Annotated in this window: 17 protein-coding genes; 11 read left to right on the top strand and 6 right to left on the bottom strand. The window is 37.1% G+C overall.

Going from position 1 to position 15,736, the window contains the following annotated elements; all coding sequences use genetic code 11:
* Window positions 1-15 precede the first annotated feature (15 nt).
* Together ACTJJG_RS01355 and ACTJJG_RS01350 are read left to right on the top strand one after the other, a co-directional pair.
* On the top strand, window positions 16-168 hold the full coding sequence (locus ACTJJG_RS01355; RefSeq protein WP_155394911.1) for a hypothetical protein: 153 nt from the start codon (window positions 16-18) through the stop codon (window positions 166-168).
* Between the two features lie 26 nt (window positions 169-194).
* Window positions 195-2,423 carry a phosphocholine-specific phospholipase C gene (locus tag ACTJJG_RS01350; RefSeq protein ID WP_032063416.1) on the top strand — a complete coding sequence of 743 codons (2,229 nt, stop codon included), beginning with the start codon at window positions 195-197 and terminating at the stop codon, window positions 2,421-2,423.
* A gap of 48 nt (window positions 2,424-2,471) precedes the next feature.
* Here the strand turns inward: ACTJJG_RS01350 and ACTJJG_RS01345 are convergent, their stop codons facing one another.
* Complete coding sequence (locus ACTJJG_RS01345; RefSeq protein WP_372552706.1) at window positions 2,472-2,906, bottom strand: acyl-CoA thioesterase; 435 nt, start codon at window positions 2,904-2,906, stop codon at window positions 2,472-2,474.
* Window positions 2,906-4,063 (bottom strand): iron-containing alcohol dehydrogenase, encoded by a 1,158-nt coding sequence (locus ACTJJG_RS01340; RefSeq protein WP_032055798.1) that lies wholly within the window; start codon window positions 4,061-4,063, stop codon window positions 2,906-2,908. Before ACTJJG_RS01340 ends, ACTJJG_RS01345 begins: the two co-directional genes overlap by 1 nt.
* A gap of 341 nt (window positions 4,064-4,404) precedes the next feature.
* Between ACTJJG_RS01340 and ACTJJG_RS01335 the strand changes: the two genes are divergently transcribed.
* Window positions 4,405-4,734 carry a YcgJ family protein gene (locus tag ACTJJG_RS01335; protein WP_185126873.1) on the top strand — a complete coding sequence of 110 codons (330 nt, stop codon included), beginning with the start codon at window positions 4,405-4,407 and terminating at the stop codon, window positions 4,732-4,734.
* 289 nt (window positions 4,735-5,023) lie between these two features.
* Window positions 5,024-5,254, top strand: a complete 231-nt coding sequence (locus ACTJJG_RS01330) for a hypothetical protein (protein WP_005068773.1) — start codon at window positions 5,024-5,026, stop codon at window positions 5,252-5,254.
* A 181-nt stretch (window positions 5,255-5,435) separates the two neighbouring features.
* On the opposite strand, the gene ACTJJG_RS01325 is transcribed toward ACTJJG_RS01330, so the two are convergent.
* Complete coding sequence (locus ACTJJG_RS01325) at window positions 5,436-5,903, bottom strand: winged helix-turn-helix transcriptional regulator (protein WP_017480922.1); 468 nt, start codon at window positions 5,901-5,903, stop codon at window positions 5,436-5,438.
* Between the two features lie 62 nt (window positions 5,904-5,965).
* Between ACTJJG_RS01325 and ACTJJG_RS01320 the strand changes: the two genes are divergently transcribed.
* The 5 genes from ACTJJG_RS01320 (at window position 5,966) to ACTJJG_RS01300 (ending at window position 10,164) form a co-directional block, all read left to right on the top strand.
* Entirely contained in the window at window positions 5,966-6,193 is a 228-nt protein-coding gene (locus ACTJJG_RS01320; protein WP_002115197.1) for a tautomerase family protein, read from the top strand.
* Window positions 6,194-6,449: 256 nt separating this feature from the next.
* Window positions 6,450-6,953 (top strand): low molecular weight protein-tyrosine-phosphatase, encoded by a 504-nt coding sequence (locus ACTJJG_RS01315; RefSeq protein WP_032005952.1) that lies wholly within the window; start codon window positions 6,450-6,452, stop codon window positions 6,951-6,953.
* A 19-nt stretch (window positions 6,954-6,972) separates the two neighbouring features.
* Entirely contained in the window at window positions 6,973-8,007 is a 1,035-nt protein-coding gene (murB, locus tag ACTJJG_RS01310; RefSeq protein WP_032055802.1) for a UDP-N-acetylmuramate dehydrogenase, read from the top strand.
* A gap of 4 nt (window positions 8,008-8,011) precedes the next feature.
* The gene (locus tag ACTJJG_RS01305) at window positions 8,012-9,136 is read left to right on the top strand and encodes a YdcF family protein (RefSeq protein WP_032055804.1); all 1,125 of its coding nucleotides are present in this window, start codon (window positions 8,012-8,014) and stop codon (window positions 9,134-9,136) included.
* Window positions 9,136-10,164, top strand: coding sequence for an alpha/beta hydrolase (locus ACTJJG_RS01300; RefSeq protein WP_002115207.1), 1,029 nt, complete (start codon window positions 9,136-9,138; stop codon window positions 10,162-10,164). Before ACTJJG_RS01305 ends, ACTJJG_RS01300 begins: the two co-directional genes overlap by 1 nt.
* 56 nt (window positions 10,165-10,220) lie before the next feature.
* Here the strand turns inward: ACTJJG_RS01300 and ACTJJG_RS01295 are convergent, their stop codons facing one another.
* The 3 genes from ACTJJG_RS01295 to ACTJJG_RS01285 form a co-directional block, all read right to left on the bottom strand.
* Window positions 10,221-10,715, bottom strand: a complete 495-nt coding sequence (locus ACTJJG_RS01295) for a hypothetical protein (protein ID WP_002115218.1) — start codon at window positions 10,713-10,715, stop codon at window positions 10,221-10,223.
* 62 nt (window positions 10,716-10,777) lie between these two features.
* Window positions 10,778-11,833, bottom strand: a complete 1,056-nt coding sequence (locus ACTJJG_RS01290; protein WP_002115231.1) for a linear amide C-N hydrolase — start codon at window positions 11,831-11,833, stop codon at window positions 10,778-10,780.
* A 209-nt stretch (window positions 11,834-12,042) separates the two neighbouring features.
* Window positions 12,043-13,716, bottom strand: coding sequence for an FMN-binding glutamate synthase family protein (locus ACTJJG_RS01285; protein WP_002115187.1), 1,674 nt, complete (start codon window positions 13,714-13,716; stop codon window positions 12,043-12,045).
* Window positions 13,717-14,398: 682 nt separating this feature from the next.
* Between ACTJJG_RS01285 and ACTJJG_RS01280 the strand changes: the two genes are divergently transcribed.
* On the top strand, window positions 14,399-14,929 hold the full coding sequence (locus ACTJJG_RS01280) for a Csu type fimbrial protein (protein ID WP_032055806.1): 531 nt from the start codon (window positions 14,399-14,401) through the stop codon (window positions 14,927-14,929).
* Between the two features lie 81 nt (window positions 14,930-15,010).
* On the top strand, window positions 15,011-15,718 hold the full coding sequence (locus tag ACTJJG_RS01275; protein WP_032070679.1) for a fimbrial biogenesis chaperone: 708 nt from the start codon (window positions 15,011-15,013) through the stop codon (window positions 15,716-15,718).
* Window positions 15,719-15,736: the final 18 nt, after the last annotated feature.

Below are 15,736 nucleotides of genomic sequence, written 5' to 3'. Positions count from 1 at the left end.
GGACTATATATCGTCATGAAAAGGCAATCCACTGGAATAAATAGTTTTAAATATTCATATTTTTTATTAATCGGCGCGATTCTGCTGAGTGGTTGTAACGACTCGGCAAATGATAATTCAAATACACCAGAAACAGGTAAAAAGCCTGTAATGCGCTGTGCTCCATAAACTTAAATAATAAAAAGAACCTGATCATGATTACACGTCGTAAATTTTTAAATTATTCTTTAAATATGGGTTTTGGTGCTGCGGCATTGGCAGCTTTCCCATCTAGTATTCAAAAAGCTTTAGCAATTCCTGCAAACAATAAAACTGGCACCATTCAGGATGTCGAACACGTTATTATTTTAATGCAGGAAAACCGATCTTTTGATCATTACTTTGGAACGTTAAAAGGTGTTCGAGGTTTTGCTGACCGTTTTACAATTCCACTGCCAAGTGGCCGCCGTGTGTGGGAGCAGCTTAGAAGTAATGGGCAAGTTTTAACGCCTTTTCACTTAGATGGTACAGCCAATAATGCACAGCGTGCAGATGGTACGCCACATACTTGGAACGACAGTCAGCTGGCTTGGGACAATGGGCGTATGGCGAACTGGCCAACTCATAAAACTGATATCTCAATGGGTTATTTTAAAGAAAAAGAAATTCCATATCAGTTTGCGCTTGCAAATGCTTTTACGATTTGTGATGCCTACCATTGCTCTATGCACACTGGAACAGATGCAAACCGTTCTTATCATTTAACTGGTACAAATGGTGCAACACCGACCAAGCGTTCGTTTGTAAACAATGAGTGGGACTGGATTGATGGTAACCCGGCGACGGCAGACCGTGGTTATACATGGAAAACTTATGCCGAACGCTTAGAAGAAGCAGGGGTAAGTTGGATTTGTTATCAAAATATGCCGGATGAATGGGGCGATAACATGCTTGGGGCATTTCGTTCATTTAGAAAGGCGAACATTGCTTCTGGTTATCCGGTTGCAAGTGGCGGAGAACCGAATAAACCGTATGCGGATACGGGTCAAAAACTACCTTATAAAGCCTATGATGCTGCAACGGATAATGCCAAAAATCCATTATATAAGGGCATTGCAAATACGCTACCGGGCAATAAACCAGAAGAATATCTTGACGCTTTTAAACGCGACATTCGGGAAGGTAAATTACCTCAAGTCTCTTGGATTAACGCGCCATCGATTTATTGCGAACATCCAGACCCTTCAAGCCCAGTTCAAGGGGCTTGGTTTATTCAAGAAATTATTGATGCTTTAACTGCCGTGCCAGAGGTTTGGAGTAAAACAGCACTCATTATCAATTTCGATGAAAATGATGGTTACTTTGACCATGTGCCGTCGCCATCAGCGCCATCTCGACTCAAAAATGGCCAGTACGCAGGTAAATCGACATTAAGTAGTGCCGATATGCAGGACGAATATTTTGATCATGCTGCACCTGAGGGAAGTCATTCACAGCCTACACCTGATGGACGAGTTTATGGACCAGGCCCTCGTGTTCCGTTATATGTGATTTCCCCATGGAGCCGTGGTGGTTGGGTGAACTCTCAAGTGTTTGATCATACTTCTGTGCTCATGTTTTTAGAAAAACGTTTTGGTGTGAAAGAGCCGAATATCAGTCCATACCGCCGTGCGGTATGTGGCGATTTAACTAGTGCATTTAATTTTAAAACACCAAATGCAGATGTTTTACCGCAGCTGAATGGTAAACAAACACGTGTGCAGGCCGATGAGTTAAGAGAATATCAAGAAGCTTTGCCAGCTGTGCCTGTACCAACGGATATTAAGTTACCGATTCAGCAAAGTGGCATACGTCTGTCGCGTGCACTACCTTACGAACTGCACACCAGCGCGCGCTGTAATACTGATGGTAAAGTGCAATTGATTTTCTCTAATACAGGTCAGCAAGCAGCTGTTTTCCATGTATATGACAAGCTCAACTTAGACCGTATTCCAAAGCGTTATATTGTTGAGCCGAATAAAACTTTAGATGATGAATGGGACGCTTTAAAAGATAACTTGGGCCGTTATGACCTATGGGTACTTGGCCCAAATGGCTACCATCGTCATTTCAAAGGGAATACTCAACGTATTGTTGATAGTGGTATTAAACCTGAAATTCGAGTGTGCTATGACATTGCCAATGGTGATGTTTATGTCGAACTTATGAATGATGGTACTAAGGATACAATATTGACAGTAAAACCTTGTGCATATCGACAAGATGCGCCGCTGCAACTTACCGTAAAAGCGGGACAGGTTGTTAAGCAACATTGGGCGTTAGCTGATGTAGGGCATTGGTATGATTTTGAAATCACCAGTCAGAGTGATCCATATTATTACCGACGTTTTGCTGGTCGAGTCGAAACGGGTGAAGATTCCTTTAGTGACCCTGCAATGATGTAAGCTAAAATGAGGCAAAAAGAGCTGTGTATTTTCTTTTTGCCTCATTTTTTATAATAAGAAATTCTCTAAAACCTCACGAACTGTCTGGGAAATTGGCACAGTCTTACGCGTTTCGCGATCAACAAACACATGTACAAAATGTCCTTGAGCTGAGGCTTGGTTCTGACCTTGTTTAAAGATTGCTAATTCATAACGCAATGAAGTCGTACCGATTTTACCAATCGCAACACCTACTTGAATAATTTCTGGAAATGACAATTCCTGAAGAAAACTACAAGCTGAATCGACCACTAACCCAATTGCTTTTGCTTTATGAATATCAAAACCTGTTTTTTGGATGAGCAAAGCATTGGCCGCTGTATCAAAATAACTATAGTAAGTCACATTATTCACATGACCATAAATATCGTTATCTGCCCAACGTGTTTGAATGTCCAAAAAGAACTTAAATTGACCACGCGTTTTTAAAACTGGTTTAGTCATTAATGAATCGCCTGATAAATTGCCAAAGCAGCGGCTTCTGTCATGTCACGTGGGTTATTTTGTAGTAAACGGGTTTGCAGCATGGCATCTTGAGCAAGTCGAGGTAAGCTGGACTCGTCAATACCTAAATCACTAAGTCTTAAAGTCAAACCACTACGGTCTAAATGGTTCTGCATGTGGTCAATAAACAGATCACATAAACCATCGGTGCTGCCATTACTATATGGATCAAGCCATTGCATAAGCTCTGCATAGTATTTTTTTGCATTTGGTGCATTAAACTTTAATACTTCAACCAGTACTAGGGCGTTGGTATGACCATGCGACAAATGAAAATGTCCGCCCAGTGGATAAGCTAAAGCATGTACCGCAGCAACGGGCGAGTTTGCAAAGGCTTGACCCGCGAGCATTGAACCAAATAGCATGTTTTGACGTGCTTCTAAATCGTTACCATCTTTAAGAACTTTCGGTAAGTTATGGTTTAACAATTTCAAAGCATGCTTGGCTAAAATATCCGTATAAATATTTTTTTTATGTTTAGAGGTATATGCTTCAATAGCATGTACCATCGCATCAATACCTGTTGCAGCGGTAATATGTGCTGGAAGGTTTTGAGTAAAAGTAGCATCAAGAATCGCAGTGTCGGCGTATAGTACTGGAGAGACAATCCCCATCTTTGTCGTCTCACCTGTAGTGACAATTGAGATTGGCGTTACTTCTGAGCCTGTACCGGCTGTAGTAGGAATCAAAATAAGCGGAAGACGAGCTGTAGTGACTTGGTTTACGCCGTACATCTCTTGCAAACTTTGGGTCTGATTAGGGTGGGCGAGTAAAGCAATAACTTTTGCAACATCTAGAGAACTACCACCACCAAAACCAATAATGGCATCAACATTTTGCTGTTTAGCGTAATTGGCTGCATCTAGTACTACTTGTTCAGGTGGATCAGCTTGCACATCAGCATAGATGACATATTCAATGTTGAGGTTATCTAAAATTTGCAGGATGGGGTGGTGTAATTGATTTTTAACCATGCCTGCATCGGTGACTAGCAATAACTTACGGTAAGCATTTGACGACAAAACATTCTGTAATTCTTGTATAGAGCCTAAGCCAGAGATGATATTTGGAACAGTTTGAAATTGAAAATGGCTCATATACATTATTTCCTTATTTTTGAACATTATTGTTGAATGGTTCTATAAGATTCAATCTCCGAATAAGTTAGCATAAGAAACTTTAAAATAAAGTAGTTCTGACGTGACTATACTTTTCTTAAGCCTTGTGCCACCCATAGATAAATACTTTTTTGCAATGTAGGGTCCGAAATGTAAGTGAGGATTACCAAGATATTTAAACGCTCGTCGAAAAGTGGGCTTTTTGTTATTTATAGGGATCTGTAGATTTTCTGGCAAGCTTCTAATTTATATAATGCCTTAACAATTTATAATTTTATCGGTTCTAAAAAGTGAAAATTTCTAAAACTTTTCTTAGTATTATGGGATGTACGTGTTTGATGCTTAGCTCGGCAGCAATCGCGAAAACCAGCTCTAGTGTATATTCGCCTACAAAAGGTGTAATTTGTGACAAATATATTTGTGCTGACAAAAAAGGTGTTTCTAAAAAGCTTACAGCTAAATACTTAGGCACTTATAAAGCGAATAAAGCCTTCTCTCAAGGTGATTTTGATACTTCAGCGTTTACGCTCTCAAATGGTGTGTTCTGTGATACTAAAACAAAACTATGCCATGTTGATCGATACTTTGAGAATGGGCGTCGCAGTAAAATTGATAGAACTATGACAGATAAGCTTTTTAAAAATAAATGATTTTTCTATTGCAGAAATGAGGTAAATATCTCTGATAGATGAGTCTATAAAAGTAAAGTTAAATCGCAAAAGACCCCGCTAACTATCGACTAATGGCGGGGTTTTTTATTATTAAGTATTTCTGTAATATCAATTTAATAGTATAGGGTGAAAAAATACTAAATGATCAGGGGTAATAATTAATAAGGGAGGGTTTAGTTTTCGGTAGGATCTTTTCTGATTGAGAAGGGAAAAAGGATCTTTTTATTATTAAGAAAAAACATAATTTTTAGGTGGAATTTAAATAGTGATGTACACAATTAGATATGTTCATCGGAACAACACTTACTATATCGCTTCGAACAACGAAGGAAATTTTATTATTCTTGAGTCACTTGATTCAGAGTTTCGTATGGGCCACCAAATTTCATATGATGGTGAAAAAGTATTTAATCTGACACTAAATGATGAAACGGATGCAGTCATTAAACTTGAGAGTAACGAAAAAGGAGCCTATGAGTACTTACATTCAGTTAAGTAAATAAGCTTTTTTATTCTTAAGTATTTCTGTAAGATCCTTCCGTTGCTTTAAACAACAATAAACCTGAATGATCAGCGCAAAAGTCATAAGGGGAAAGCCTACTTGAAAGAGTAGGCTTTTTTTATTTCTTTATAAAAGCATACTGAAGACTTTATGATCAGGGTAGCTGAGTTATAAAAATTTATTTTTTACTATGAATGAGCTTAAGTTCCAAATTCTTAAAATCTATAACTTGATTAGAAGAATCAACAAGTTTTAATTTAAGTTCATCATCAGTACTCTTATTAAAAACTTTCACCACATCTTTACCAGCTTCAATAAAATTACCGCCAGACTCAAGCATGGCGAGTAAGACAATATTTAGACTTTTGCCTTTTTTAGTGAGTAAGTATTCTTTACGTTCTCGCTCACCAACTTCTTTATAAATTGATAATTCAAATATTTCTAATTGGATGAGATGCTTTAGACGATTAGATAAAATTTGCTTTGATATGCCTGTATTTTCTAAAAAATCATTAAATTTTGTTACCCCATAGAAGGCTTCTCTTAACAAGAGAATCGTCCATCTGTCATTCAATATTTCTGTAATTTTGAAGATCCCACATACATCTACTGGAAATTTATGATCCGGAATAATTTGATTTGACATCACTGGGAGCTCCAATTAGTATGGGTCTATAATTTAGACCTAGCCTTAATTCAGGTAGCATTATGCCATTTATAAATATACAAACTATAGAAGGTTTACTAGATAAAGATAGTAAGGCTGAGCTTTTCAAGCGAATAACGGATTTATTTGTGGAAATAGAAGGAAAGGGAAATCCTGCTTTTCGTGAACATGTTTGGATCAGAATTGATGAACATCCTCCTGAACATTGGCAGTTAGGCAGCTTAAGACCAACAAAGGAAATGATTGAATTAATCACTGCATCAAAGTGATGTTTGTAATGCCCTATAAATTAGGGCTTTATTTTTATTTAATTACTACAAAAATACAAGATTAGCTAATTTATCGTCTGATTTATCAACTTTTAATCTATTGATAAACATTATTTTCCTTTTCAACCCAAGTGAGTTTTGACAAAATGCAACAAGTCACGCTGGTCAATTTGGTTCTTATAAACTTATAGTCTGTTAAGATTGTGCATGATCCCGTTTATTTTTATGTAATTCAAATGTTTGGAAGTAATTTCTAATGGAAACACAATATAAGGTGTTATGTGTCTGTTTAGGAAATATTTGCCGTTCTCCCACGGCTGAGGTGGTTTTCAGACATTATTGTGACGCGCATCAACTCAATGTGGTTGTCGATTCAGCTGGAACGAGTAATTATCATCCCAATAAATCGCCTGATCAGCGTAGTCAGTTGCATGCCAAGAAAAGGGGCTATGACTTATCATCTTTACGTGCAAGACAACTTTCAACTCAAGACTTTTTAGAGTTTGATTTGATTTTGGCAATGGATCATCAAAATTTTGAAGATATTCATGACGTGTTGCAAAGAGCCGTTTCCCAATTTGGCGCACATCAAATTCGTGCAAAAGTAGCTTTAATGAGTGAGCATGATCCTGAATACCCACAACAAGCGTTGCCTGATCCTTATTATGGCGGTGCTGATGGTTTTGAACGTGTACTCAATCAATGTGAGTCCAGTAGTTTGGCGTGGGTTAATATTTTAAAAAAACAATTGAATGTTTAAGAATAGGTTTTTCAACACAATGCAAATTCAGAATCAAGTACAGCTTAAGCCATTCAATACTTTAAGTTTAGATGCAACTGTTTCTCACTATACTAAAGTTGGCAATATTCAAGATATTGAAGCAGCTTTAGAGTTTGCTGAGCAGCATCAGTTAAATGTACTTGTATTATCGGGCGGTAGTAATATGTTATTACCGCAGCAGATCAATGCTTTAGTGATTCATCTTGATATTCAGGGAATTGAAGTTTTATTAAACGATGATGATTCTGTGCGGGTTAAAGTAGGCGCAGGCCAAGTCTGGCATGATTTTGTTTTATACAGCACTGAACAGAACTGGTTTGGTTTGCAAAATTTAGCCCTTATTCCAGGATTAGTCGGTGCTTCACCCGTACAAAACATTGGTGCATATGGGGTAGAGGTAGGTGAGTTTATTGAGTCAGTACAAGTGTATGACCGTAAATTGAAGCAAACTCAGACAATTTTAGCGGCCGACTGCCATTTCGCCTACCGCCATAGTATTTTTAAAGATGATCCAAACCGTTACATTATCACGCATGTTACTTTTAAATTGCTTAAACAGCCGCATTTGAAACTTAACTACGGCGACTTGAAACAAGCAGTTGGAGACAATCAGACTGCCGAAAATTTACAAAATCAGGTCATCCATATTCGTCAAAGTAAACTTCCTGATCCAAAAGAGTATCCAAATGTCGGGAGTTTCTTTAAAAATCCGATTGTTAAACCTCAAGAGTTTGAACGCTTAGTCACACAATTCTCAACAATTCCACATTATCCTCAAGCTAACGGAAACGTTAAAATTGCAGCAGGATGGTTAATTGATCAGGCGGGTTGGAAAGGGAAGCAACTCGATATGGTAGGGATGTTCCATAAACAGGCATTAGTTCTGGTGAATTATGCCAATGCATCTCTAGCTGATGTAAGGAAAACTTATCAGGCTGTACAACATGATGTTGATCAGCTTTTCCATATTATGTTAGAACCAGAACCTGTGCTTTATAACAGTTTAGGTTTAATTGAAAATCATACGGAATAGTTTTATGCCAAAAGTACACTTAATGGTACGTTTAGTACAAGTAGTCACCGTGCTATTTGTACTATTAGGCTGTTTCGTGGTTTTTTTATATTCGCCATTTTATTCAAAACTTATTGTAGCTGGGCTTAACTATTTTGTACCTGTTGATGTTAATCAAGTCGCTGCTGAGAGCCAAAGACAGGCTGCATTAAGTGAGCATGATAATTTAGAGCCAGGTTCGAATTTATGGATCGCTCGTCAAGCCTATTTAAAACTGACAGAGCAAGCGTTACGTGAAAAAAGAACATCTGATCTGACCTATATTCAAGAGAATTATAAAGCTTTGCAGCAAATTATTCTTTTAGAAGAAAAGGAACAGGATTCGGAAGAGCAAGCCGTATCTGTAACGGTTCCTTTAGTCGCTAAAAACTCAGAAATTGATGCTGCAGATGAGGCGAGTAGTCCTGTTGACGAAGCACTTTTTATTAATAGTTCTGAAAATAAAGCGCTTACTGAGCAATATACAGAGTTTTTAGCAAGAAAACCTGTGGTACCAGAGCATCAAAAAGCTGTCAGTGAACCTGAACAAAAAGTCGAGTATGTGCGTAAAAATCCATTACCAGTACAACCTAAAAAGTTATCAGAGCCTTATGCAATTGTTGTGTTGGGCGGAGGATTAACCTTAGATAAAAATGGTAAGGATATTGTTGTTAATGGCTATACACGATTGCGATTAGAAAAAACTTTAGAAGTTGAAAAACAAAATCATCTGCCTATTGTACTTAGCGGTGTAGAAGCACCTTATATGCAAGCTTGGTTAAAAGAACGCGGTGTTGATGCAAAGCTATTAGAAAAGCGGAGTATGAATACATGTGAAAATACCCGTTTTAGCTCTTTATTGCTTCAGAAAAAAGGCGGGGCACCAACAGTCATGTTGGTTACAGATGAATATCATATGCCGCGTACACGCCGACTTTTTGCTTTAAATGGTATAGAAACTATTCCTGTTGTAGCTCCAATGCCAACTCCACTGACACGTTGGCAACCAAGTGTGCAAAATTACGATCATAGCCGCCGTGCAAATTATGAATTACTTGCGACAATTCGTGACATGTTGTTTGGCTCAAGTGATTGTCGAGAGGTTCCTTAATGTCAGATATTCCATTTCTCAATCCTGCCGTATTAAAACAATTAGATTTACCGGTTCCTAATCGTGATCTTACGCCGCAGGTTTTGAGTCCGCTTAATTTAAATACATTAGAAGAACCTTCTCGTGATTTGCTGGCCTATCGCAAATTGTATGGTTTACATTTACTTGAATGTGACCATTGGCAAGGCTATGTTCAAATGCCTTTATTCCGTTTGCATGTGCAAGTTTTCAAACCTAAAGTAGAAAAAATACAAGGTACAGTTTGTCTATTGCATGGCTATCTTGAGCATAGCGGTATTTACCAGCCAATCATTCGTGAAATTCTTGAGCAGGGCTTTAGTATCATTACTTATGATTTGCCGGGGCATGGATTAAGTGATGGTTCACCAGCCAGCATTAAAAACTTTGATCATTACCAGCAAGTTTTGATGGCTGTTTATCAATATGTGAAACATGCAGATCAGTTACCTAAACCATGGGTCGGTATTGGTCAAAGTACGGGTGGAGCAATTTGGATGCATCACTTATTAGAATATGCTGAAAAACGCCAAGATCCGATTGTAGATCGAGTACTTTTACTTTCTCCGTTAATTCGCCCTGCAAAAACCGCGTGGTGGCATAACCCCGTTGGATTAGGCATTATTCGCCGTATTAAGCGTCAGGTACCAAGGCATTTTAGACGTAATAATCATAATCCTGAATTTTTGCGTTTTATTCGTTTAAAAGATCCTTTGCAACCCCGAATGATGGGTATGGACTGGATTTTGGCAATGTCAAAATGGATGCAGGAAATGGAAGAGCGACCTGCTTGCCGTATCCCAGTCTGGCTTGCACAAGGTGCTCTTGATCAGACGGTTGATTGGCGTTACAACATTGAATTTATTCGTCGTAAATTTAGACTCCAAACGTTGTTAATGCTTGAAGAGGGCTCTCATCAATTAATTAATGAGCGTGCGGATATACGTGCGGCTTTAACGGGGTTGATTCCTGCCTTTTTGCATGCAAAGCCAAAACATTTTTATTATTAAAAAAATAATGCATCTATCTAAAATTCTAGATAGATGCATGACTTAATCTTTGTATTTTATTTTGAATTTTGATAAAGCTGCATAAAGTTTTTATAAACCGAAGACTGCTTTTGTGGACTATACATATTGCGCTCGATTGTTCCTTTATCTGTTTTGATTAAAACATTCACATTTTGAGCATTTTTAAATTCTTGTAGGAATTGACTTGGAATAACAAAGTAAGTGGTTGAATGTTTAGGTACTAATCGGCTCACATTTGTCTTTTCAGTGGCTTGAGCTGGTTCGTAATTGAATCGTTTGCCATCAATATCAAAAGTCAAAGCGTTAATATCATAAAAGTTATAACTACTACTTAAATGAACATCTACTCGAAGCTGATTTTTTTGATTTTCGTTCCATTTAACCAATAAGCTTGGGCATAGTTCAGTTGGTGAGCAGTTTAGTTGACCAGCTGTCTTTACCTCTTTAGGAGCTGGTGTACTAACCTGTGTGGTGCTACACGCTGCAGTAAGTAGACATGAACCTAATAAGAGTAGAGATTTCTTCATCATATAAATTCCAAGATCGTATGTTTAATATTATTTATACTAAGAGTAATAAATTTTGACATAAATTAACGCGTAGTTGGACCTAAAAATACAAATGGTTTTGCAATTTTAAAGGAAGAGGTGGCATCACCTGCATAGATATGGCTTTGATCGGGTCCTAAATCAAGTCTACGTGTTTTACCATCTTTAAAGTTAATCTTTTTCAAGTCGACCCAAAATACATTTGGTGAGAGGGCAGATTCAAAAAAGTAGAGCATTTGTTTGTGGTCGGCAACAGTTCGCCAACGAGTCGAGGAAATATTAGGTTCTTCTTGAGTATTTAACCCATAGGGAACAGATGCATTGCGAATCACACTAAATACAGAAGCTTGTGCTTGTTTTGTATTATCATTTTTAGGAATAGCATTAATGTAAAATGATGCACGTGCAAAGCGATCAGATGCTCTGTTAGTACCGGGAAGCATAATTGTTCCGCCAATTTGCTTCCAATATTCAACAAGTGCAAGTTGTTTGTCGAAAGTAGGTGAATTGGTCATGACTTGATAGCTTCGGCTATGGTGAATCACTTGTTTTCCACCAATATATTCAATAATTGCACTATCACCTGTTTTATCAGAAATAGATAAATGTAAAGTGGTGAGCCGTGTTTCACCGGGAACATTGTCGGTAATAATAGTGTAGGGTTCTTTTTCTAAGGCCTTAACGGCTTCATCTACAGTTGCAAAATTATCGAGTATATATTGAGCCCATGCTGCAATACTTAATAAAGGCTTATCTGTCTTTTTTGCATTTGGGTATTCAGACTCTACTAGCCATAAAATATTAGCAACTAAACCTGCTTCATTCATCCCATCTGTTGTTGAAACTTCATAACCTGTAGCAATTACACTTCCATATTTTGACGTCCATTTTATTGAGTTGGGACCAGCACTACCGTCACGGCTAACTCCGCTTGGCATAATCCATAAGTTGGTACCTGTATCAACCTTCCAGTCCATTGAGCGAGCGGTAATAATATGTTGGTTATTACCTAAATATACGGCACGTGTACAAGCAACAGCATAGCTACTTAAGCCTACAGCGATTGCAACAAAAGAAGAGATGAATGTTTTTTTCAACATGATGAGGTACCTTCTTGTTATAAGCATAAAAATTTTTATTAAATAAAATTAAAATGTGTACGTTATTTATACTTTTATATTAGGTGAAAAATCTATTAAATACAAATTAAAAGAGGCGTAAAATTTAAGCAAAAATCACATATTAGGTTTAAATCTGGAAGAGCATCACACTATAAAGGTGATGCTCAACTTATAAAAATTAATATAAATTAAAAATGATTGGCATCAGCCATATTCCACATTCGATAGTAGAAATTATCATCGTCATTATTAAGTTCAGATTGTAAAAGTTCACCTTCTTTCAAGAAAAAATGCAACTGAGCATAGTTCTTAATTTCACGGTCATTTACTCGCTGAGCCAAATGATGAGCTTTAATATCAGAAGGATGACGTAAACCTGCTGCAGCAATCATTTCTGATAATGCATGCAAGGTATTTTTATGAAAATTAAATACTCGTTCTGCTTTGGTTGGTACATCAATTGCTTTTTGACGATCTTTGTCTTGAGTCGCTACACCCACAGGGCATTGGTTGGTGTGGCAGCTTTGTGCCTGAATACACCCAACTGCAAACATGAAACCACGTGCTGAATTAACCCAGTCTGCACCGAGTGCAAAAGTGCTAGCGATATCAAAAGCACTAATGATTTTACCACTTGCGCCAATTTTAACTTGATCTCTTAGTCCTGCACCGACAAGAGTATTATGGACAAAGCGTAAGCCCTCTCGTAATGGGGTACCAATATTGTCACTAAACTCAATTGGTGCTGCACCAGTACCACCTTCGGAACCATCTACAACAATAAAGTCAGGAACAATTTTTGTTTCAAGCATTGCTTTAACAATACTCATGAATTGCCAAGGTTGGCCAATACACAGTTTAAAACCAACTGGCTTGCCGCTAGATAATGTTCGCAGCTTCTGTAAGAAATGCATCATTTCAATTGGGGTAGAAAAACTAGAATGCTTAGCAGGAGAAATACAATCATGATCGCGTGAAACGCCACGGATTTGAGCAATTTCTTCGGTAATTTTATGCTTAGGTAAGATACCGCCATGGCCCGGTTTTGCACCTTGTGAAAGCTTTAATTCGATCATTTTGATCTGTGGCAATTGAGATTGTTTAGCAAATTTTTGCTCGTCAAATTTTCCATCTAGGGTACGGCAACCAAAATAACCACTGGCAATTTGCCAAACAATATCTCCACCATTTTCGAGATGATAAGGGCTTAAGCTACCTTCACCAGTATCGTGATAAAACCCACCTAATTGCGCTCCTTTATTGAGTGCTCGAATTGCATTGGCACTTAAACTACCAAAGCTCATGGCAGAGATATTCATAATGGATGCGCTATAGGGTTGAAGGCATTGCGCATTACCCACCTGAATGCGGAAGCTTTTTGGATCAGCTGGTGGACAAGGGCTTATTGAGTGGACAATAAAGCGGTAATTCTCTTGATAGACATCAATAATTGAGCCAAAAGGTTTATCTGCATTTTCGTTTTTAGCACGTTGATAAACTAAGCTTCGTTGCATGCGAGAAAAAGGTAGAGCATCTTGATCCGCTTCAATAAAGTATTGACGAATTTCGGGACGTATATCTTCAAACAAAAAACGAAAATGTCCCATAATTGGGTAATTTCTTAAAATTGAATGTTTATTCTGTAAAACATCATAGAGGCCTAATAGGCTTAAGGCGCCTGTAACTACCCATAAACCATTAAGGAGAGTATCAGAAATAAAATAATAGATACTATGAGGGGTGTAGACGGTTCGAAACCATGTGATGCTGAGCGCAGTAAAAATACATAAAAACCAGAGAGAATGACGTGAAAAAAATGTATTGAGAAATTTATGTCGAATGATTTGTGCTGGACTCGCCATATTGGAACAAATTCCTAATGTTTTACTGATACATACCTTGCCAAGAAGGAACTAAAACCACAAGTATGGAATTGTTAGCTTAAGGACGGTATAACAAAATCCAAAGATTATTAGGTTTGATTTTTCATTTTATTTTTAGAAATAGTTGAGCTAGCAATACATACTTTTAGTAGTGAAGACCTGCCTCTAGCTATTGAAATGTCTAAAAAAATTCTAAAGATGTGATAAAACACTTAGATTTCTTATTCATAAAGTATTATTTTCTTATTCATTTAAAATATATAGAATAATCATATGCTTACTTTTTGTTCTTATTTTTTTGACCAAACTTTAAAAAATTATAAAATATGAATAATTATGGTAAATTTTAACTAATGAAAAATTAAAATTTTTTAGAAAAACTAATAAAAATGTAAATGAAATTATCGAAAATTAATAAAAAGAGTGGGACTAACCATAAAAATTTTTATAATTGAGAAATCAATAAAAATTTTGATTATTAATTGATATTTGGAATGAAACAAACATTAGTGTTTTTGTTGTTTTTTTGTATTATGCGCAACTGGTAGAGTAAAAAAATAACGCTTTGAAAAAACAGTCAGAAGAACTAGTGATTGTGATGGGGAAGGCTAATTTTTACATCTATTAATTTTATTGGCGTAATGTAAAAAGGTTTTTAACCATGAATAAGTCTCTCATTTGTTTATCAGCAATTGCTATGGGTTTAACGTCTATCAATGTTGCAAATGCAGCTAACGCAACCGGTACACTAACTGTTAAAGCAACGATTACAAACAGTTGTGTTCTCAACACTTCTGCAACAGGTACTACGTCAAATGCAATTTTAGACTTTGGTACGTTAAGTTCGCTTGCAAGCAACGTAGATGCAGACACCACAACAACAGGTGGGACTGCAATTAAAGTGTTATGTAACAACACTGTGCCATGGACTTTGGCTTTTGACGCAGGGAAAAATGCTCAATCGACACAACGTCGTATGATTGGTGGGGCAGCTAGCAACGAATACATTCCTTATAACCTTTTCTCAGATACTAATCGTGCAACAGCAATTGGTGTTGCAACAACTGCATATAGCGGTACTGGTACTGGTGCAGCACAAACAGTTAACGTCTATGGTCGTATTCCTGCTGGCTCAACTTTACCAAGTGCGGGTAGCTATGTTGACACTGTGACTGTAACAGTGACTTATTAATTTTTAATAAGTTTAGTTGCGTCATCGCTAGCTCTTTTTAAAAGAGCTAGCTCAATTTGAGAAAGTAGTTCTGGGCAAATCATGAAAAAAAATATCTTTGTCGTTACAAGCTTATTGTTATTTTTGCCTGGTATGCTAAATGCAGCATCAATCCGCCTTTCACCTGTTAGTGTTGAAATATTGAGTGATCAGGCTGCATCTTCCATTAGTTTATATAATCAGTCAAATGAAAGCGCTGATTTGCAGGTGCGTGTATTTGAGTGGAGACAAAATGCTGGTCAAGATCAGTTAATCCCTACGGATGAGATTGTAATTAGTCCACCATTTCTAAAACTACAACCTAGTGACTCTTATAACTTACGTGTAGTTAGAATTAACCCAGAACCTGTTTCTGGTGAAAAAACTTATCGTATTATTATTGATGAGTTACCAAAACCGATTGATAGTCGTAAAGCTGATCAAGGGGTTAACGTACTACTACGTTCGTCATTACCTGTATTTGTCGTCAATAAAGATGCGATTACTAAACTGAATTGGTCAATACAACAAGAACAAAATAACGCTTATCTCACCATAATTAATGTTGGTAACCGACATGCGCTTTTAAATAATTTAATACTTGTGGATACAACAGCAAATAAAAGCTATCCCATTAAAGTAAACACCGTGAATGGTTATATTCTTGCTGGGAAATCGAGAAACTTTAATATTAGTCCTGATTTTAAATTTCAAGCAGATCATAAATATAATATTTCATTAAATATTAACGGTAAGCAAACATCTCTTTAAAGAGGCACATATGAAATA

The organism is Acinetobacter sp. 22512, assembly GCF_052044755.1.
GTDB lineage: Bacteria > Pseudomonadota > Gammaproteobacteria > Pseudomonadales > Moraxellaceae > Acinetobacter > Acinetobacter pittii.
This window is presented reverse-complemented; position numbering and strand designations above follow the sequence as displayed.

What these genes read in the sequence shown, in the direction of transcription:
- ACTJJG_RS01355 (WP_155394911.1), top strand. Translation starts at nt 16, where the DNA reads ATGAAAAGGCAATCCACTGGAATAAATAGTTTTAAATATTCATATTTT.
- ACTJJG_RS01350 (WP_032063416.1), top strand. Translation starts at nt 195, where the DNA reads ATGATTACACGTCGTAAATTTTTAAATTATTCTTTAAATATGGGTTTT.
- ACTJJG_RS01345 (WP_372552706.1), bottom strand. Translation starts at nt 2,906, where the DNA reads ATGACTAAACCAGTTTTAAAAACGCGTGGTCAATTTAAGTTCTTTTTG.
- ACTJJG_RS01340 (WP_032055798.1), bottom strand. Translation starts at nt 4,063, where the DNA reads ATGAGCCATTTTCAATTTCAAACTGTTCCAAATATCATCTCTGGCTTA.
- ACTJJG_RS01335 (WP_185126873.1), top strand. Translation starts at nt 4,405, where the DNA reads ATGGGATGTACGTGTTTGATGCTTAGCTCGGCAGCAATCGCGAAAACC.
- ACTJJG_RS01330 (WP_005068773.1), top strand. Translation starts at nt 5,024, where the DNA reads ATGTACACAATTAGATATGTTCATCGGAACAACACTTACTATATCGCT.
- ACTJJG_RS01325 (WP_017480922.1), bottom strand. Translation starts at nt 5,903, where the DNA reads ATGTCAAATCAAATTATTCCGGATCATAAATTTCCAGTAGATGTATGT.
- ACTJJG_RS01320 (WP_002115197.1), top strand. Translation starts at nt 5,966, where the DNA reads ATGCCATTTATAAATATACAAACTATAGAAGGTTTACTAGATAAAGAT.
- ACTJJG_RS01315 (WP_032005952.1), top strand. Translation starts at nt 6,450, where the DNA reads ATGGAAACACAATATAAGGTGTTATGTGTCTGTTTAGGAAATATTTGC.
- murB (WP_032055802.1), top strand. Translation starts at nt 6,973, where the DNA reads ATGCAAATTCAGAATCAAGTACAGCTTAAGCCATTCAATACTTTAAGT.
- ACTJJG_RS01305 (WP_032055804.1), top strand. Translation starts at nt 8,012, where the DNA reads ATGCCAAAAGTACACTTAATGGTACGTTTAGTACAAGTAGTCACCGTG.
- ACTJJG_RS01300 (WP_002115207.1), top strand. Translation starts at nt 9,136, where the DNA reads ATGTCAGATATTCCATTTCTCAATCCTGCCGTATTAAAACAATTAGAT.
- ACTJJG_RS01295 (WP_002115218.1), bottom strand. Translation starts at nt 10,715, where the DNA reads ATGATGAAGAAATCTCTACTCTTATTAGGTTCATGTCTACTTACTGCA.
- ACTJJG_RS01290 (WP_002115231.1), bottom strand. Translation starts at nt 11,833, where the DNA reads ATGTTGAAAAAAACATTCATCTCTTCTTTTGTTGCAATCGCTGTAGGC.
- ACTJJG_RS01285 (WP_002115187.1), bottom strand. Translation starts at nt 13,716, where the DNA reads ATGGCGAGTCCAGCACAAATCATTCGACATAAATTTCTCAATACATTT.
- ACTJJG_RS01280 (WP_032055806.1), top strand. Translation starts at nt 14,399, where the DNA reads ATGAATAAGTCTCTCATTTGTTTATCAGCAATTGCTATGGGTTTAACG.
- ACTJJG_RS01275 (WP_032070679.1), top strand. Translation starts at nt 15,011, where the DNA reads ATGAAAAAAAATATCTTTGTCGTTACAAGCTTATTGTTATTTTTGCCT.